The sequence below is a fragment of the Caballeronia sp. LZ028 genome (genome assembly GCF_031451415.1).
In the GTDB taxonomy this organism is placed as follows: domain Bacteria; phylum Pseudomonadota; class Gammaproteobacteria; order Burkholderiales; family Burkholderiaceae; genus Caballeronia; species Caballeronia zhejiangensis.
This window is the reverse complement of the sequence record NZ_JARUXN010000001.1, coordinates 949,807-967,021: the sequence shown is the minus strand read 5'-3', so window position 1 is coordinate 967,021 and position 17,215 is coordinate 949,807. Positions and strand designations below refer to the sequence as shown.

Genomic DNA, 17,215 nt, shown 5'->3' with positions numbered 1-17,215 from the left:
TCGCATGCCGCCGCAGCAGCTACCGCCGGATCACGCCGCAAGCGAGCGCGGGTCCGACGTTGTGCGGCGCGCTCGCGTACGGGTCGAGCGCTTCGCGGTGCAGCATGATCGCGCGCGAAATGATCGAGCGCACGCCGTCGAGCGAGACATCTGTCGCGACGATGAAGCCCGTCGCCGCGCCGGTTGCGTCCGCGTGGATGTTGCCGAGCTCGCCTTCGAGACGCGATGACGTTCGTCTGCGATCGGAAGGCAGCGCGAACACCGGACTCGCGTCCGGCCCGTTGACCGCGATGCAGTCGCCGCGCTCGTGAACGGTCAGCGCGTGATCGCTGTTCGGCGGCATGTCGGTGAGGCTGTAGGAAACCTGCACGCCGTCCGCGCGCTCGATCAGCGTGACGGTGCCGCGCGTGGCGTTGCCGGGCGTCGGATTCAAAACGGCGTCCGCGCGCTTTTCGTGATTCTGGAAGATGAGGCCGCAACCGCTCAGCATGACGCTGCAAGCGGCCATCGCGATCGAGGCGTAAAGCGCCCTTCCGTCGAATCTGTGTCTCATGCGATCCTCTCGGCGGCCCGCCGACGCCCCGTGCGTCCGCGCTGCCGCGCATCGAAGGCGACATGATACCGCGAGCCGCATCGCACAAGGCTCGCGCCGATTCGATCGCTTATTCGAAATCAGGTGTTCTGCACGACGATGCTCGGAAACTTCGAGGTCATGTCGCGCTGGCGCTCCGCAATCGAAATGGCGACGCGGCGCGCGATGGCGCGATACGTCTCCGCGATGCGGCTGTCCGGCTGCGACACGACGGTCGGCTGGCCCGCGTCGGTGCGCTCGCGAATGGCGATATCGAGCGGCAGGGAACCGAGCACTTCGACGCCGTATTCCTTCGCCATGCGCTCGCCGCCGCCTGCGCCGAAGATGTGCTCTTCGTGACCGCAGTTCGAGCAGATATGCGTGCTCATGTTCTCGACGATGCCGAGAATCGGAATCCCGACCTTCTCGAACATCTTCAAGCCCTTCTTCGCGTCGAGCAGCGCGATGTCCTGCGGCGTCGTGACGATCACCGCGCCCGTCACCGGCACTTTCTGCGATAGCGTGAGCTGGATGTCGCCGGTGCCCGGCGGCATGTCGACGACGAGGTAATCGAGATCCTTCCAGTTCGTCTGACGCAGCAATTGTTCGAGCGCGGACGTGACCATCGGGCCGCGCCAGACCATCGGATTGTCCTGCTCGATCAGAAAGCCGATGGAGTTCGCCTGAATGCCGTGGCCTTCGAGCGGATTCATCGTCTGATTGTCAGGCGATTCCGGACGGCCGGTGATGCCGAGCATCATCGGCAGCGAGGGACCGTAGATGTCCGCGTCCAGCATGCCGACAGACGCGCCTTCGGCCGCGAGCGCGAGCGCGAGATTCGTCGCCGTCGTGCTCTTGCCGACGCCGCCCTTGCCGGACGCCACCGCGATGATGTTCTTGACGTTCGGCAGCAGCTTCACGCCGCGCTGCACGGCATGCGCGACGACCTGCGACGAAACATCCACGGTCACGTTCGCGACGCTCGCGATCTGACGCAGCGCGCCTTCCACCATTTCGCGGATCGCACCGAACTGCGATTTCGCCGGATAGCCGAGCACGACACTCACCACGACGTTCGCGCCGTCGACGGATACGTTGCGAATGCTTTTCAGATCAACCAGCTTGCGGTTGGTGTTCGGATCGGTCAGTGTGGCGAGTGCGGCGTCGATCTTCGCGCGGTCAATACTCATCGAGACTCCATGGAACGATTGTTGCTGGCGCCCAGCGGCGCACGGAACACTCTGAGGAAATTGAAAGTAATTGTTAGCGCCGTTGCGTTGTAACGCTTACGCATTGCACTATCCCGCTGCAAATCTTTCCGGGGACGCATCCCACCGGGCAGTCGGGCGCTTTTCTCATTATTGTAGAGGCTCGCCCGGAGGCTCGTCCGAAGACCCTTTCGCACTGTCGGCGCATGCGCCGAACGCTTGTTGAATCAAAGGAGATCGTAGATGAATACTAAGTTGATGACCCGCCTGTCCGTCGTTGCCCTGGTGGGCGCGCTTCTCGCCGGCTGTCAAACGCAGCAGGGCACCAACACCGCAGTCGGCACCGGCGCGGGCGCCGCGACCGGCGCGGCGATCGGCGCGATCTTCGGCGGCGGCAAGGGCGCGGCGATCGGCGCGGCAGCCGGCGCGGCGACGGGCGGTATCGTCGGCTACAACTGGCAGTCGATCAAGAACAAGATCTCGGGTGACTCGAAGGGCACGGGCACGCAAGTGACCGAGCAGCAGGACGGCTCGCTGAAGGTGAACATTCCGAACTCGATTTCGTTCGACACGAACAGCTACGCGATCAAGCCGTCGTTCGATCCGGTGCTGAACTCCGTCACGCAGACGATGCAGCAGCATCCGGAGCTGATCGCGAGCGTGGTCGGCCATACGGATAACACGGGTCAGGCGGCTTACAATCAGACGCTGTCGCAGAATCGCGCGCAGAGCGTCGCGTCGTACATTTCGACGCACGGCGTCGCGGCGCAGCGTCTCGCGGCATCGGGCATGGGCCAGACTCAGCCGATCGCGGACAACTCGACGGAAGCCGGCCGCGCGCAGAATCGTCGCGTGGAGATCTATCTGCGTGCGACCGCGCAGCCCGGACAAGTGCAGTAAGCGTCTGAATATAAAGGAGAATATGCCGCCGCGAGGGCGCTGGCACGAGCGGCAATTAGTCGTCTGAAAAAAATTTGAAACTTGGACGCGGTGCTGCTGTCTGTCCTTACGGTAGGCGGATGGCGATGCCATCACCTGCCATTCTCCTCTTGTCGTTGTTGCTCCGGGGCCCGATTGGACCCCGGTTTTTTTTGGGCGCTCGAAACGCACTCCGCCCCATCCACCGCCGACTCCGCCCGCCTCTCCCCGCCCTGCTAAAATCGAACTCCGCGTTTTTTCACAACCTCAAGCACTCCCACCGGGCCGCGCCTTTATGTCAGCACCGATTTCAGCCACTGCCACCGCCGCGCCTGCCGCTCAAGCCTTTGAAGGCGGCCGCCGCCAGATCCTCGTCACGTCCGCGTTGCCGTACGCGAACGGTCAGATTCATATCGGCCATATGGTCGAATACATTCAGACGGACATCTGGGTTCGGACGCTGCGAATGCATGGCCACGAGGTCTACTACGTCGGCGCGGACGACACCCACGGCACGCCGATCATGCTGCGCGCCGAGAAGGAAGGCATCACGCCGAAAGCGTTGATCGAGCGCGTGTGGAAAGAGCACAAGCGCGACTTCGACAGCTTCGGCATCTCGTTCGACAACTACTACTCGACCGATGCCGAGGAAAACCGCGAACTGTGCAACACGATCTACGGCGCGCTGCAGCAGGCGGGCCTGATCGAGGCGCGCGACATCGAACAAGCCTACGATCCGGTCAAGGAAATGTTCCTGCCGGACCGTTTCATCAAGGGCCAATGCCCGAAATGCGGCGCGAAGGACCAATACGGCGACAACTGCGAAGTCTGCGGCTCGACCTATCAGCCGACCGAACTGATCAATCCGTATTCGGTCGTGTCGGGCGCGACGCCGATCCGCAAGACGTCGACGCATTATTTCTTCAAGCTGTCCGATCCGCGCTGTGAGGAATTCCTGCGCGGCTGGGTCAGCGGTCTCGCTCAGCCCGAAGCCACCAACAAGATGCGCGAATGGCTCGGCGACAAGGGCGAAGCCAAACTCGCCGACTGGGACATTTCGCGCGACGCGCCCTACTTCGGCTTCGAAATTCCCGGCGCGCCGGGCAAGTATTTCTACGTCTGGGTCGATGCGCCCGTCGGCTATTACGCGAGCTTCAAGAATCTCGCGGACCGCATCGGCGTGAATTTCGGCGAATGGGTGAAGCCCGGCTCGAAGGCCGAGCAATATCACTTCATCGGCAAGGACATTCTGTACTTCCACACGCTGTTCTGGCCGGCGATGCTCGAATTCTCCGGCCATCGCACGCCGACGAACGTGTTCGCGCACGGCTTCCTGACCGTCGACGGCGCGAAGATGTCGAAGTCGCGCGGCACGTTCATCACCGCGCAGAGCGTCATCGACACGGGGCTGAATCCCGAGTGGCTGCGCTACTACTTCGCGGCGAAGCTGAACAGCACGATGGAAGACATCGACCTGAATCTCGAAGATTTCCAGGCGCGCGTGAACAGCGATCTCGTCGGCAAGTACGTGAACATCGCGAGCCGCGCGGCGGGCTTTCTCATCAAGCGTTTCGACGGCCGCGTGCAGGACAGCGCGATGCATCATCCGCTCGTCGCGCAACTGCGTTCGGCGATTCCGCACATCGCCTGCTTCTACGAGTCGCGCGAATACGGCCGCGCGCTGCGCACGACGATGGAACTGGCCGACGCCGTCAACGCCTACGTCGACACCGCGAAGCCGTGGGAACAGGCGAAGGATCCGGCGAACGCCGTCGCGCTGCATGAAACCTGCAGCGTGAGCCTGGAAGCGTTCCGCCTGCTGTCGCTCGCGTTGAAGCCGGTTTTGCCGAAGCTCATCGAAGCGGTGGAATCGTTCCTCGGCATCGCACCGCTCGTCTGGGCCGATGCCGACAAGCCGCTGTCGTCGGCGAGCGCGATCAACGCATACAAGCATCTGACGACGCGCGTCGATCCGAAGCAGATCGAGGCGTTGCTCGCCGCGAATCGCGAATCGCTCGCGCCGGCCGCGGAAGCCGCAGCCGCAACGGCGACGACAACAGCCGCTCCGGCCAAGACCGCCGCTAAGAAGCCGGACGATGCGGGCGTCATTTCCATCGACGACTTCGCGAAGGTCGATCTGCGTATCGCGAAGATCGTCGACTGCAAGGCCGTCGAAGGCTCCGACAAGCTGCTGCAACTCACGCTCGACGTCGGCGAGGACAAGACGCGCAATGTGTTTTCGGGCATCAAGTCGGCGTATCAGCCGCAAGATCTGATCGGCAAGCTGACCGTGATGGTCGTCAACCTCGCGCCGCGCAAGATGAAGTTCGGTCTGTCGGAAGGGATGGTGCTCGCGGCATCCGCCACAGACGAAAAAGCCGAACCGGGCCTCTACATTCTCGAGCCGCACAGCGGCGCGAAACCGGGCATGCGGGTGAAGTAGCACGCATCGCATAACGAAAAGGGCACGCAGATCGCGTGCCCTTTTTGCTGGAAGCAGACGATGCTCAGTCCGATTCCACTTCCGTCGCCGATGCCCCGAATGGCGCGCTCACGCCCGACGCCCCCGAGGCCGCCGATGGCTGCACAGCCGACGCCCGCGATGCCGACGAAGACGACGACCACAGCCTCGACCAGCGATTGAAGCGCCGCGTATAAGACAGATCGACGCCCTGATACGTCCCGCCGTACACCGTCACGGCCCAGAACCGCGACAGGTTCAGCGTCGCCTTGACCGCGTTGCTCGCCGATTGCAAGCCTTGCTCGTAGCCGATCACGAGCCGTTCGTTGATCGCCTTCGACAGCAGCACGACTTGCGGATCGGTCAGGCCCACTTCGCTCGATCCGACCGTGAACTCGTCCAGTCCGACCGTCTGCGCGATCTTCGCGCCGCCGCGGCTTCCGAGCAGCGCGAGCGCGCTCGTCATCGCGCTCTGCTGGCCGACGTTGTTGCCCTGATCGGTGCCGTGGCCGAACAGCAGCCACGAGAGCTTTTCGTTGTCTGGCACGCTCGGCTCGGAAATCAGCTTGGCGACCGGCGCCTGCACCGTGCCCGTCACCTGCACACCCGCCTCGACTTCCTGATTGCGCCGCATCGCGAGAATGTTGAGGCCGGGATTCGCCACCGGCCCGTTGAACGTGAAGAAACCGTTCTCGATGTTCAGCTTGCGCCCGAACGCCGTGTACGACGAACCCGGCGTCGTCACGCGCACGTTGCCGACCGCGCGCAGCGGCATGTTCGGCGCGCTCATCGCCGTAATCGTGCCCGCGAGGCCGAGGTCCGCACCCGCGCCCTTGAAGCGGAAGTGCTGACCGAGATCGATCCCGATGTTCGCGCGCGGCGTGAACGGCCCGACCGGCTTCTCGGTCTTCGCGGTGATCGACTGATTCTCGCCCTTGATCGTGCCATCGGGGCGCTCGATCACGACATCGTCGCCGAGAGACGGCGCGGACGATTCCGGCAGATCGATGAGCGCGTGATCGACGGTGAACTTGCCGTCGATCGCCATGCCGCCCTGCAAGCCCGCGTTCGCGATCGTCGCGCTGCCGGAGAGCATCAGCTCGCGATCCGGCGATGCGAACAGCTCCAGCTTGTCCGCGATGATGCTCGCGGTCAGATCGGGCTCCTGCTGATCGAGGCGCACCTTGCCGGTCGCGCGCAGCGTGCCGCTCGCGCCATGAAACTCGACGCGCTGAAAATCGACGAGATTCTCCGACAGCGCAATGCGGATGATGCCGTCCTTCAGTTGCACGCCCTGATCGACGACCGTCGCGGAAATGTTGTCGCCCGTCAGCGAGCCCGACAGATTCGGCTTCGCGACGATGCCCGCGATCACGAGTTTGAGCGCAATCCTGCCGCCGAGCAGATAGTTCGCGCCGAGCAGGCCGCCGGTCGTGCGCAATTCCGGCACGTTCGCGTTGATGGCGCCGGTCAGCGGCGCGTTGTCGTCGATGGTGAGCATGCCGTCGCGATTGACGAGCGGCGTGTGCACGTTGGCATCGATCACGCCGATGCGGCTCGCCTGGGCGTGCAGCGACGCGTTCAGGCGGTTGCCGTCGGTGAAATCCGCGCGCGCGGCGATATCGGAAATGCCGAGCGCCGACAGGCCGCGCGTACCGTCGATCGTCACGTCGCCGGCGCGGCGCTTGATCTGCGCGTAGCCCGTCGCGGTCGCGCCGAGCGTGAAGTTCCAGTCGCCGTCGAAAACGAGATCGGTGCGGATCGGCGGCTCCGCGCCCGTCAGCGTCTGGCGCACGTCGAGCAGATGCGGCACCGACAGGTTCGTCAGCGTGCCCGCCGATTGCAGGCGGCCGTTCTCCATCGCGAACGATTTCAGATTCAGCACCGCGCCTTCCGCGACGAGCCGCGTCGCGCCGAGCACGAGACGCTTCGGACCGTAGCTCACCGAAAGCGGCGATTCGAGATTCAGCGACGGCGTGCCCTTGTTCGACAGCTTCGTGATCGCGCCGTCCCAGTGCGGGCCGTCGGGCGCGTCGGTGAACTTGCCGTTCGCGCCGAGCGCGAGATTCACGGGCTGGCCGCGCACCTTGCCGGTCGCCGTCACGTCGAGCGTGTGATGCGCGCGCGTGCCGTTCAGATTCGCGTCGAGATTCGCGATGTCGATGTCTTCCGTGCTCGCATCGCGCGCCTTCAGCGTGAAGACGAGCGCGCCGTTCGCGCCGTCGCGAATATCGGCGCGGCCTTCCGCGTGACCGAGCCGATTCGCGCCGAACACGAGGCCATCGGCCTGATAGTTCGCCGCGATGTTCGGATGCGCGATCGAGCCGGTCAGATCGCCGTCCGCCTTCGCCGTGCCCGCGATGCCGAAGCCGAGCCGTTCGAGCGCGGGCGCGTCGACCTTGAAGCGCAGCCGGTCGCCGGGCGCGCCGAAGCTGCCGTTCAGATCGACGTTGTTGCCCGCCACCGACAGCGCCGCCTTGCTCGGCAACAGCCGCATGCCCGCGACCTGTATCGTGCCCTCGCCCGTCAGCGGCAGATTGTCGTACATGCTGTCGGTGAGCTTGAAGGTCGCCTTGGTCGTGAGCGTCGGCGCGAGTTGCCCCGATGCCGCCAGCGTGCCGTTCACGCGCGCTTCCACGACACGCGCCGGCGCGGCCGGCTTGTTCGACGGCTTCGCGCCTTTCTTCGCCGGCGCGGGCTTCGGCGCGATCAACTGCTGTTGCAGCAGCAGCGGATTGAACTCGACGATTTTCGCCTTCAGGTCGTAGCTCGAATTCGCGTCCTTCTTCAGCACGCCGCTCGCTTCGACGCGGCCCTTCCCGACCGTGAGCTTCACGTCGTCGAGCGTGGTCGCTTGCGGATCGAGCTTCACTTTGGCCTGCGCGCGGATCGCGGCTTTCGGATCGTTCAGGTCGGCGGCGATGCGCTGCGTGTCGCCATCCAGCTCGATGCGGATCGGTCCGGCGAAATCCGTCGGGCGCAGCGTCGGCTCGATCGCGTTCAGATCGAGCTTCGCGACCTTGAGGTCGAACTTGCCCTTGCCGCTTTTGAGCGCGCCGCCGCCCGTCACCGACGCGTTCTTCAGGAGCCGCACATCGAGATCGGTGATGCTTTGCTCGGACGCGTCGAGCCGCACGTTCGCGTGCGCGTCGATGAGCGGCAGCAGCTTCTTGTCGATGGAACCGGGCTTCGCGTTCACGATCGACACCGGCCCGGCGACGACGAACGCGTTCGGGTCCGCGCCTTCGACGGGCTTCACTTCGGCGCGCACGGCGAGGTCGGCCTCGGGCGCGCCCGGCGCGAACGCCTGCGGATTGACGTGATCGAACGTGACGAGCGCCGACTTGAGCGGCACGTCCGCGAACGGCAGCGCCTCGACGTGCGCGCGTCCGTTGAGTTTCAGGCCGCTCGCATCGACGTCGGCGATCAGGTCTTCGAGCGAGCCCGAGAGCCGCGCGCTCACGTTCACCGTTTCGTTGTTGACCTTGCCGGCATAGCCCGCATCGCCGGAAAGCGGAAACGGACGCGCGCCGCCATCGAGCTTCGCCGACGCCGTCACCGCGCCGAACGGCGTGTCGAGCCGCTCTACCGCCGCTTCGTGATGCTGGCCGTCGCTTCGGCCGTGGAAAAGCAGGCGCGAGAATTCGGTCGTCGCCGTGCCCTGATGCAGACGCAGTTTCCCGACGGAAAGATCGTTGATCGCAAGTTGAATCGGAATGCGCAGATCCTTGGGCAGTTCCGTTTTCTTGCTCGGCTCGTTCGACGGCGCAATGCGCGCATCGACCGTCCCGATATGCAGATAATCGATCGTGAAGCGCAGCGGCTCGCGTGTGAGCGCCCAGCGGCCCGACACGCTATCCACCGCGATATCCGTGCCCTTGCCGTCCTTCCAGCGCACGTCGCGCAGTTGCAGGCCGGTCGCGATGGCGCCGCCGTCGAGCTTGCCGGTAAGTTGCCCCTTGAGCAGCTTCGTTGCCGCGTTCCATGCGTAGCGCGTGCCGCGCTCGGTCGTCAGCACGTAAAAGACCGTGCCGATGGCGATCCCGGCGATCAGCACGACGACGAGCACGAGCGCGCCGATCCACCGCGCCAAACGGCGCCAGCCGCTTTTGCGCGGCGGCGGTTTCTGCGCGCCGCCGTCGCCGCCGCCAACGTTTTCGGGCGGCGGCGCTTCGGCGTCCGCCTGCTTGTTCGGGTCCGTCATGCCGATTCAATGTCCTTCATCGTTCTCACGCATCAGAACGCGATGCCGAGCGTCAGATACGGTTTGATGCTCTTGTTCTTCAGCCCATACGCCAGGTCGACGTTGACCGGGCCGACGGGACTGCGCCAGCGCGCGCCGACGCCCACGCCCGGATCGAACACGCGCTCGCTCCAGTTGTCGGTCGCGGTGCCGATGTCGAAGAACACCGCGCCGCCCCAGTCGTGCGTGAACCAGTGCTGATATTCGCTGCTGGCCGTCACCATGTATTTGGTCGGCAGGATCGAGCCGGCCACATTGTTGCCGATGCTGAGATAGCTATAGCCGCGCACCGAATTCGCGCCGCCCGCGCGGAACAGCAGCGAAGCCGGCACGCCGCTCGACGGCCCGCTCGTGAACACGCCGCCAAACTCCGCGCGAAACACGAGCAGATCGTTCTTGCCGAGCGGCACGTATTGCAGCGCGTTGGTGTACAGGCGCGCGAAAGTCTGATCGGCCATCACGCCCTTGACGGCGAAACCCGCCTCCGCGCGGATGATGTTGCCGCGGCGCGGAAACAGCGGATCGTCGACGTCGCGGCGCACCCAGCTCCACGCGGGCACGAGCGCACGCGCCGTCGACGGATTCGGCTCGTTCTGCGTCAGGCGGTCGTCGTAGAAGGTCAGCGAATACGTCGTGTCGATGTTCTGACGCGAGCGCGAACGCTGCACGCCGACGCGCCCGCTATAGATCTTCGTGCTCGAGACGTCGGTGATCGTGTACGAGCCGAACACGGCGTTGACCCAGCCGGACGAATCGGGCGGCATCGCGAGTTGCACGCGGCCGTATTGCTGCGTCTGGTCGAGCCGCCCGGAAATCGTGAACGGGTACGCCGCGCCAAACGTATTGAGATAGCTGTAGGCGCCCTGAATGTGGAAACCCGTGTCCGTCGCGTAACCCACGCCGTAGCGGATGCTGTTGTACGGATACTCGCTCACCTTCACATGCAGCGGTGTGTCGACCGGCTTGTTCACGTCGCTGTCCGCATCGATCGCGACGCTCGCGTAATACGGCGTGTTCTGGATCTGGCGCTGCAACTCGTTCAGGCGCGCGATGTCGTAGACCTCGCCTTCGCGGATCGGATTCACATGGTCGATGATCCACGCGGGATAGCGCTTCGGGCCGCTCACCTCGAGCTTGCCGAGCGTGAAGGTCGGGCCGCTGTCGAACGTCACGGAGAGATCGGCCAGATGCGCGCGCGGATTGATGCGCGCCTGCGAACGCACGATCTTCGCGCCGAGATAGCGTTTCGATTGCAGGGCCCGCAGCGCGGCGTTTTTAGCGTCGTCCCAGCCGCTTTGCGTGAAAGGATCGCCTTCGCTGACCGAAAAAGCGAAACGCGCCGCGTTCTCCTGCGCGCGATCTTCGGTCGTCACCGCGCCGGTGAAATTCAGTTGCACCGAGGCGACCATCGTGCGCGGGCCGGGATCGACGCTCACCTTGACGTTGCGCTTGTCGTCGACGGTCGTGACGTCCGTACGCACGATGGGCGTGAAATAGCCTTCCGTCGCGACGAGATCGCGCACGTCCTTCGGCGTCGCGGTGACGAGGAACTGGAACTGGTCGTCGCTGACGTCGTCGCGCTTGGCGAAACGGGAGAGATCGAGGTTCTCCTTCAGCAGCTTCTTGATGCTGCGCGGCGCGTCGATGTCGACGTCGTACTTGGCGCAAGCGGGCGCAGCGAAGCCGAACGCGACGAGCGCCACAATCAGGGCCGGCCAGCGGCTCATGCCGCGCGGCCTTACGCGCCACGCGCGCAGCGGATCAAACGAACGCCCCGCCAAACGTGACCTCCGGCATCGGGAAAAAGTGGGATTCGAGGTAAAACTTGCAGCCGACGCAATCGGACGCAGGCGCTATTTCACCACATCGGCATGGACGCACGCCGCAAAAGCGGCCATCTCGCGCCGGACGTGCGCCGTTGGACGGCTGCGCGCCGCGTGGGTTCCGCGAAAGCTGCACGCGCGTGCGCCTTCCGGGCGACGAAACTGCCGCGCGCTTGCGGTAAAATTGCGCGCACAGGCAAAATCACAGGCTCACGCCTCGACCTCAACGGAAGCCGGATCATGTATCAGTCGGATATCACCCAGTTCATCAATCAGTTGAAAGAGCAGAAGCCCTCGCTGGAAGAAGAACAGCGCCGCGGCCGCGCGCTACTGTGGGACAAGCAGCCGATCGACCTCGACGAGCGCACCACGCAGCAGCAATCGCGCGTGAACCAGACGCCCTACGTCTATTACCAGAACTTCTGAACGTGAGCGCAGCAGGCCGCGAGCCGCAATCGTCCGCGCATTCGCCGTCTGAGGCAAAGCGCGACGAAGCCCGGGAAGACCGTGCCGTGGCGCTCGCCACGCCCGCAACCGATTCGACGCCCGACACCATCGACGGCGTCGCGATCGCGCACCTGTACGGCGAGCCGCTCTGGAAGCTGCCGACCGACCTGTACATCCCGCCCGACGCGCTCGAGATCTTTCTCGAAGCATTCGAAGGCCCGCTCGACCTGCTGCTCTATCTCATCCGCAAGCAGAACTTCAACGTGCTCGACATCCCGATGGCGGATGTCACCGCGCAATATCTCGGCTACGTCGATCAGATTCGCGAATCGAATCTCGAGCTGGCGTCGGAATATCTGCTGATGGCCGCGATGCTGATCGAGATCAAGTCGCGCATGCTGCTGCCGGTCAAGAAGGCCGACACCGGCGAAGAAGCCGAAGATCCGCGCGCGGAACTCGTGCGGCGTCTGCTCGAATACGAGCAGATGAAACTCGCCGCGCAGAAGCTCGACCAGTTGCCGCAGCTCGGCCGCGACTTCCTGCGCGCGGACATTTACATCGAGCAGTCCGCCGAGCAGCGCTTCCCCGACGTCGACATGAACGACCTGCGCGCCGCGTGGGCCGACGTCATCAAGCGCGCGAAGCTCGTGCAGCATCACAAGATCACGCGCGAAGAGCTTTCGGTGCGCGAGCACATGAGCGTGATCCTGCGGCGTCTGCAGAACGCGCGCTTCATGGAGTTCACGGAACTCTTCGACACCACGCGCGGCGTGCCGGTAGTCGTCGTGAACTTCATCGCGATGCTGGAGCTGTCGCGCGAATCGCTGATCGAAATCACGCAGGCCGAACCCTACGCGCCGATCTACGTGCGGCTCGCGTATTCTCCTGCCTAGTCTTTCTTATCTTTTTCCGCGTGGCGGCGCACCGGCCGCTCGACAGGAGACACCCGCTCGATGAAAGTCATCAGCTCCATCCACGAACTGCGCGACCAGTTGCGCGGCCAGAACCGAACCGCCTTTGTCCCGACGATGGGCAACCTCCACGAAGGCCATCTCTCCCTGATGCGTCTCGCGCGCCAGCACGGCGATCCCGTGGTCGCGAGCATTTTCGTGAATCGTCTGCAGTTCGGCCCGAACGAAGATTTCGACAAATATCCGCGCACGCTGCAGGACGACATCGAAAAGCTGCAGAAAGAGAACGTCTACGTGCTGTTCGCGCCGACCGAGACGGACATGTATCCGGAGCCGCAGGAGTATCGCGTGCATCCGCCGCACAATCTCGGCGACATTCTCGAAGGCGAATTCCGCCCCGGCTTTTTCACGGGCGTGTGCACCGTCGTCATGAAACTGATGTCGTGCGTGCAGCCGCGCGTCGCGGTGTTCGGCAAGAAGGATTATCAACAGTTGATGATCGTGCGCGCCATGTGCCATCAGTTCGCGCTGCCGACGGAAATCGTCGCGGCGGAAACCGTGCGCGATGAAGACGGCCTCGCGCTGTCGTCGCGCAACCGCTTCCTGTCCGCCGACGAGCGCGCCGAAGCGCCGCAGCTCGCCGCCGCGTTGCAGCGCGTGCGCGAAGCCGTGCTGTCGGGCAATCGCGATATCGCCGCACTCGAACGCGACGCGATGAACGCGCTCGCCGACCGCGGCTGGAAGCCGGACTACATCAGCGTGCGCAAACGCTCGAACCTGATCGCGCCGGGCGCCGACGAAACCGACGCGCCGCTCGTCGTGGTCGCGGCGGCCAAGCTCGGCGCGACGCGTCTCATCGACAATCTGGAAATCTGAAGGAAGGAAGCACCATGCAGCGCACCTTGTTGAAATCGAAGATTCACCGCGCGACGGTCACGCATTGCGAATTGCATTACGAAGGCTCGTGCGCGATCGACGAAGACCTGCTCGACGCCGCGAACCTGATGGAAAACGAGCAGATCGACATCTGGAACGTGAACAACGGCGAGCGCCTGACCACGTACGCGATCAAGGGCGAGCGCGGCAGCGGCATGATTTCGCTGAACGGCTCGGCGGCGCGCCGCGCGCAACTCGGCGATCTCGTCATCATCGCGGCGTTCGCGCAAGTCGACGAGGAAGAGATCAAGGCGGGCTGGAAGCCGAACCTCGTGTTCGTCGACGAGGACAATCGCATCAAGGGCAGCCGCGATCACGTCCCGACGCAGAACTGGACCTGATTTCCGGGCGGTTTTCGTCCGACGAAGCCGGCGTTCCTCAACGGACGCCGGCTTTTTTCATTTCTTCGACACCCAGTCGATGATCGGCTCCCACTGCTCCAGATCCTTTTCGACGCGGCTTTTGGCCACGTCCCAGATCGTGAGGCCGTGCGCGGCGAGCTGCACGTAGTTCTGCGTATCGCGCAAGAAGCCGAGCACCGGCAAATCGAGTCCTTCGACGAAACGATGCAACTGTTCGGCCGAGCGCGTGCGTGCATCGACGCGCATGCCGACCACGCCGACCTGAATCGCGCCCTTCCTCACCGCCTTCTCCTTCGATAGCCGCGTGAGAAAGTCCTGCGTCGCGAGGATGTCGAACATCGACGGCTGGAGCGGCACGATCACTTTATCGGCGAGATCCAGCGCGAGCGACAGGCGGTTGCCGTGCACGCCGGCGGGCGTATCGACGACGGCTTTCTCCAGACCTTTGGGCGGCTTCGCGGGAGAATCGACGTCGACGGCCCATTCCTCGATCTTCGGCAGCATATCGACGCGCAGCGAAAGCCACGCGTGCGACGAGCGCTGCTTGTCGAGATCCGCGAGCGCGACCCATTCGCCTTGCGCCGCGAAATAGCCGGCCAGATTGGTTGCGAGCGTGCTTTTGCCGACGCCGCCTTTAGGATTTGCCACCACGATCACGGTCATGAAGTGTCCTGGATTTTGTTGGGCGCGCTCGCGCAGTGTTTCCGCGCCGCGCACGATTTCGTCTTGACTAGAACAGGTGCATGATTTCGAGCGTTGATATTATCGGCAAAACTCGCGCGGCCGGCATCTCTCCCGAACGGCCGTACGCCTTCCTCCATTTCAACCGACCGAACGCTCATGACGCCCCTTCGCCCCGATGTCACGCTCGATTTTCTTCGCAATCGCCAGAAAGGCCGCCTGCCCGAGCTGCTCGGCGTGCAACTGATCTCGCTCGATCAGGGCCAGTTGAGCGGCGAACTCACGATCCGCCCGGAATTGCTCGCGCCGAATGGCTTTCTGCATGCGGCGACGGTCGTCGGCCTCGCGGATACGTGTTGCGGCTACGCGTGCATCGCGCATCTGCCGGAGAAGGCGCAGAACTTCACGACGCTCGAACTGAAGAGCAACCACGTTTCGACGGCGCGCGAAGGCAGGATCGTCGCGAAGGCGACGGCCGTGCACCTCGGGCGCAGCACACAGGTGTGGGACGCGACGGTCACGAACGGCGACGGCAAGCTGATCGCCATGTTCCGTTGCACGCAGATGATTCTTTATTGACCGAAGGCAGCTTGTAGCGCGTCCAGATCGAGCGACTGCGCGAACGCATCGGCGAGGCGATCCAGCGACGCCTCGCGCAGCGCCGGATAATCGAGCGGCTCGGCGTCTTTTACGCCCGCCCATGCGAGCAGCGCGGCGCAGGCTTCGGGCGTGTCGAAAACGCCGTGCAGATACGTCGCGGCGATCTGGCCGTCATCCGATACCGCGCCGTCGACACGCCCGCCGTCCAGCGCGACCAGCGGCCGCGCGAGCGCCGGTCCGCGCGTGCGGCCCATGTGGATTTCATAGCCGCGCACGGGCGCTTTGGCATCGCCGATGGTCAACCGTCCGGTGACATTCTCCAGTTGCTTCTGCGGCGTTAGCACGGTCGAGAGATCGAGCAGCCCGAGCCCGCCCACGCACCCCGCCGCGCCTTCGACGCCATCGGGATCGTCGATCTCGCGTCCGAGCATCTGCATGCCGCCGCATATGCCGAGCACCTTGCCGCCGTATCGCAGATGCCGTTCGATCGCGCGATCCCAGCCGTTTTCGCGCAGCCATGCGAGATCGCGCTGCACGCTCTTCGAACCGGGCAGCACGATCAGATCGGCGGGCGGCGGCGCGACGCCCGCGCGCACATAGCTGAAGTCGATCTGACGATGCGCCCGCAGCGCATCGAAATCCGTGTGATTGCTGATGCGCGGCAGCGCCGGCACGATCACCTTCAGCGCGGGTGCATCGCCCCGCGTGTGCGGCTGGCTCGGCAGCATGTCCTCGGCGTCGAGCGTCAGGCCGTGCAGATACGGCAGCACGCCGAACACCGGCTTGCCCGTCTGCGCTTCCAGCCAGTCGAGCCCTGGCTTCAACAAGCCGATATCCCCGCGAAACCGGTTGATGACGAAGCCGCGAACGCGCGCCCTTTCGCTCTCCGACAAACACGCGAGCGTGCCGACCAGATGCGCGAACACGCCGCCGCGATCGATATCGGCGACGAGCACGACCGGGCAATCGACGCGCTCCGCGAAGCCCATGTTGGCGATATCGCCGTCGCGCAGATTGATTTCGGCGGGACTGCCCGCGCCTTCGACGATCACCGCGTCGAAGTCCTTCTGCAAGCGCTCGTACGACGCGAGCACGGCGTCGAACGCGATGCGCTTATACGCGTGATACGCGCGCGCGTCGAGGTTCGCGTGCGCGTGACCGTGGATGATGACCTGCGCGCCGCGATCGCTCGTCGGCTTGAGCAGGACCGGATTGAAGTCGATGCGCGCATCGACGCCCGCCGCGATCGCCTGAAGCGCCTGCGCGCGGCCGATCTCGCCGCCATCGACGGTCACTGCGCTATTGAGCGCCATGTTCTGCGGCTTGAACGGCGCGACGCGCACCCCGCCGCGCCGGGCGAGGCGGCACAATCCGGCGACGAGCGTGCTTTTGCCGGCATCGGACGTCGTGCCCTGGATCATCAGCGTGCCGCGTGGCGTGAATGGCATCGGAGGATTCCCATGAAGAGCGACGCGCTATCTTAGCCCGTCAGTACAATATCGCGATGACCCCCGACCTCACTTTCATCCTCGGCGGCGCACGCTCCGGCAAGAGCGCGCACGCCGAACGGCTCGCCGCCGAAAGCGGCCTGCCCGTGACGTATATCGCGACTGCGCGCGTCGGCGACGCGGAGTTCGCCGAACGCGTGAAGCTGCATCGCGGGCGCCGGCCCGCACACTGGACGCTCGTCGAAGCGCCGCTCGATCTCGCGGGCGCGTTGTGCGAAGCGGATCGCGCGGGACATTGCGTGCTGATCGACTGCCTGACGCTGTGGCTCGCGAATCTGCTTTTCTCGAAAGAAGCGATGAGCGACGAAATCGCCGTTCTGCCCGACAGCGCCCGCGATGCCTTCGCGCAATTCGACGCGGCGCTCGGGCAGACGAAAGGCAAAGTGATCGTCGTGAGCAACGAAATCGGGCTGGGCGTCGTGCCGCTCGGCTCCGTCACGCGTCTTTATGTCGATGAACTCGGCCGGCTGAATCAGCGCGTCGCGGCCGCGAGCACACGCGCGACGCTGATGGTCGCGGGCCTTCCGCTCGCGCTCAAGGGTTAGC

Annotated in this window: 14 protein-coding genes; 8 read left to right on the top strand and 6 right to left on the bottom strand. The window is 64.6% G+C overall.

The features are described from left to right. Positions 1-19: 19 nt before the first annotated feature. Positions 20-553, bottom strand: a complete 534-nt coding sequence (locus QCE58_RS04535) for a superoxide dismutase family protein (RefSeq protein WP_008351054.1) — start codon at positions 551-553, stop codon at positions 20-22. Between the two features lie 119 nt (positions 554-672). Further along, positions 673-1,761 (bottom strand): iron-sulfur cluster carrier protein ApbC, encoded by a 1,089-nt coding sequence (gene apbC / locus QCE58_RS04530; RefSeq protein ID WP_250520975.1) that lies wholly within the window; start codon positions 1,759-1,761, stop codon positions 673-675. A gap of 261 nt (positions 1,762-2,022) precedes the next feature. Between apbC and QCE58_RS04525 the strand changes: the two genes are divergently transcribed. Further along, complete coding sequence (locus tag QCE58_RS04525) at positions 2,023-2,679, top strand: OmpA family protein (protein ID WP_008351059.1); 657 nt, start codon at positions 2,023-2,025, stop codon at positions 2,677-2,679. Between the two features lie 313 nt (positions 2,680-2,992). Beyond that, a complete protein-coding gene (gene metG, locus QCE58_RS04520) occupies positions 2,993-5,140 on the top strand; it encodes a methionine--tRNA ligase (RefSeq protein ID WP_250520974.1) in 2,148 nt (715 codons plus the stop codon). Positions 5,141-5,204: 64 nt separating this feature from the next. Here the strand turns inward: metG and QCE58_RS04515 are convergent, their stop codons facing one another. Next, a complete protein-coding gene (locus QCE58_RS04515) occupies positions 5,205-9,362 on the bottom strand; it encodes a translocation/assembly module TamB domain-containing protein (protein WP_250520973.1) in 4,158 nt (1,385 codons plus the stop codon). A 32-nt stretch (positions 9,363-9,394) separates the two neighbouring features. Further along, positions 9,395-11,128 (bottom strand): autotransporter assembly complex family protein, encoded by a 1,734-nt coding sequence (locus tag QCE58_RS04510; RefSeq protein WP_239295371.1) that lies wholly within the window; start codon positions 11,126-11,128, stop codon positions 9,395-9,397. Positions 11,129-11,461: 333 nt separating this feature from the next. Between QCE58_RS04510 and QCE58_RS04505 the strand changes: the two genes are divergently transcribed. From QCE58_RS04505 to panD, 4 genes are all read left to right on the top strand, one after another. Further along, positions 11,462-11,650: a DUF3460 family protein gene (locus QCE58_RS04505; RefSeq protein ID WP_174447747.1), complete on the top strand. Its 189-nt coding sequence runs from the start codon at positions 11,462-11,464 to the stop codon at positions 11,648-11,650. Between the two features lie 86 nt (positions 11,651-11,736). Continuing rightward, positions 11,737-12,564, top strand: coding sequence for a ScpA family protein (locus QCE58_RS04500; RefSeq protein ID WP_034472990.1), 828 nt, complete (start codon positions 11,737-11,739; stop codon positions 12,562-12,564). Between the two features lie 60 nt (positions 12,565-12,624). Then, on the top strand, positions 12,625-13,458 hold the full coding sequence (panC, locus tag QCE58_RS04495) for a pantoate--beta-alanine ligase (protein ID WP_008351071.1): 834 nt from the start codon (positions 12,625-12,627) through the stop codon (positions 13,456-13,458). Between the two features lie 14 nt (positions 13,459-13,472). After that, positions 13,473-13,859: an aspartate 1-decarboxylase gene (panD, locus tag QCE58_RS04490; RefSeq protein WP_008351073.1), complete on the top strand. Its 387-nt coding sequence runs from the start codon at positions 13,473-13,475 to the stop codon at positions 13,857-13,859. Between the two features lie 57 nt (positions 13,860-13,916). Here the strand turns inward: panD and QCE58_RS04485 are convergent, their stop codons facing one another. Further along, positions 13,917-14,543, bottom strand: a complete 627-nt coding sequence (locus tag QCE58_RS04485; protein ID WP_008351074.1) for a ParA family protein — start codon at positions 14,541-14,543, stop codon at positions 13,917-13,919. A gap of 177 nt (positions 14,544-14,720) precedes the next feature. On the opposite strand from QCE58_RS04485, the gene QCE58_RS04480 reads away from it, so the two are divergent. Then, positions 14,721-15,140: a PaaI family thioesterase gene (locus QCE58_RS04480; protein ID WP_034472911.1), complete on the top strand. Its 420-nt coding sequence runs from the start codon at positions 14,721-14,723 to the stop codon at positions 15,138-15,140. Here QCE58_RS04480 and QCE58_RS04475 read toward each other — a convergent pair. Further along, on the bottom strand, positions 15,134-16,609 hold the full coding sequence (locus QCE58_RS04475; RefSeq protein ID WP_250496665.1) for a cobyric acid synthase: 1,476 nt from the start codon (positions 16,607-16,609) through the stop codon (positions 15,134-15,136). The genes QCE58_RS04480 and QCE58_RS04475 overlap by 7 nt on opposite strands. 56 nt (positions 16,610-16,665) lie before the next feature. On the opposite strand from QCE58_RS04475, the gene cobU reads away from it, so the two are divergent. Beyond that, on the top strand, positions 16,666-17,214 hold the full coding sequence (cobU, locus tag QCE58_RS04470) for a bifunctional adenosylcobinamide kinase/adenosylcobinamide-phosphate guanylyltransferase (protein ID WP_250520972.1): 549 nt from the start codon (positions 16,666-16,668) through the stop codon (positions 17,212-17,214). Position 17,215 lies beyond the last annotated feature (1 nt).

Bases quoted from the DNA above. Each gene is read 5' to 3' on its own strand.
- QCE58_RS04525 (WP_008351059.1), top strand. From the start codon at position 2,023: ATGAATACTAAGTTGATGACCCGCCTGTCCGTCGTTGCCCTGGTGGGC.
- apbC (WP_250520975.1), bottom strand. From the start codon at position 1,761: ATGAGTATTGACCGCGCGAAGATCGACGCCGCACTCGCCACACTGACC.
- metG (WP_250520974.1), top strand. From the start codon at position 2,993: ATGTCAGCACCGATTTCAGCCACTGCCACCGCCGCGCCTGCCGCTCAA.
- QCE58_RS04480 (WP_034472911.1), top strand. From the start codon at position 14,721: ATGACGCCCCTTCGCCCCGATGTCACGCTCGATTTTCTTCGCAATCGC.
- panD (WP_008351073.1), top strand. From the start codon at position 13,473: ATGCAGCGCACCTTGTTGAAATCGAAGATTCACCGCGCGACGGTCACG.
- QCE58_RS04475 (WP_250496665.1), bottom strand. From the start codon at position 16,609: ATGCCATTCACGCCACGCGGCACGCTGATGATCCAGGGCACGACGTCC.
- QCE58_RS04510 (WP_239295371.1), bottom strand. From the start codon at position 11,128: ATGAGCCGCTGGCCGGCCCTGATTGTGGCGCTCGTCGCGTTCGGCTTC.
- QCE58_RS04535 (WP_008351054.1), bottom strand. From the start codon at position 553: ATGAGACACAGATTCGACGGAAGGGCGCTTTACGCCTCGATCGCGATG.
- QCE58_RS04485 (WP_008351074.1), bottom strand. From the start codon at position 14,543: ATGACCGTGATCGTGGTGGCAAATCCTAAAGGCGGCGTCGGCAAAAGC.
- cobU (WP_250520972.1), top strand. From the start codon at position 16,666: ATGACCCCCGACCTCACTTTCATCCTCGGCGGCGCACGCTCCGGCAAG.
- panC (WP_008351071.1), top strand. From the start codon at position 12,625: ATGAAAGTCATCAGCTCCATCCACGAACTGCGCGACCAGTTGCGCGGC.
- QCE58_RS04515 (WP_250520973.1), bottom strand. From the start codon at position 9,362: ATGACGGACCCGAACAAGCAGGCGGACGCCGAAGCGCCGCCGCCCGAA.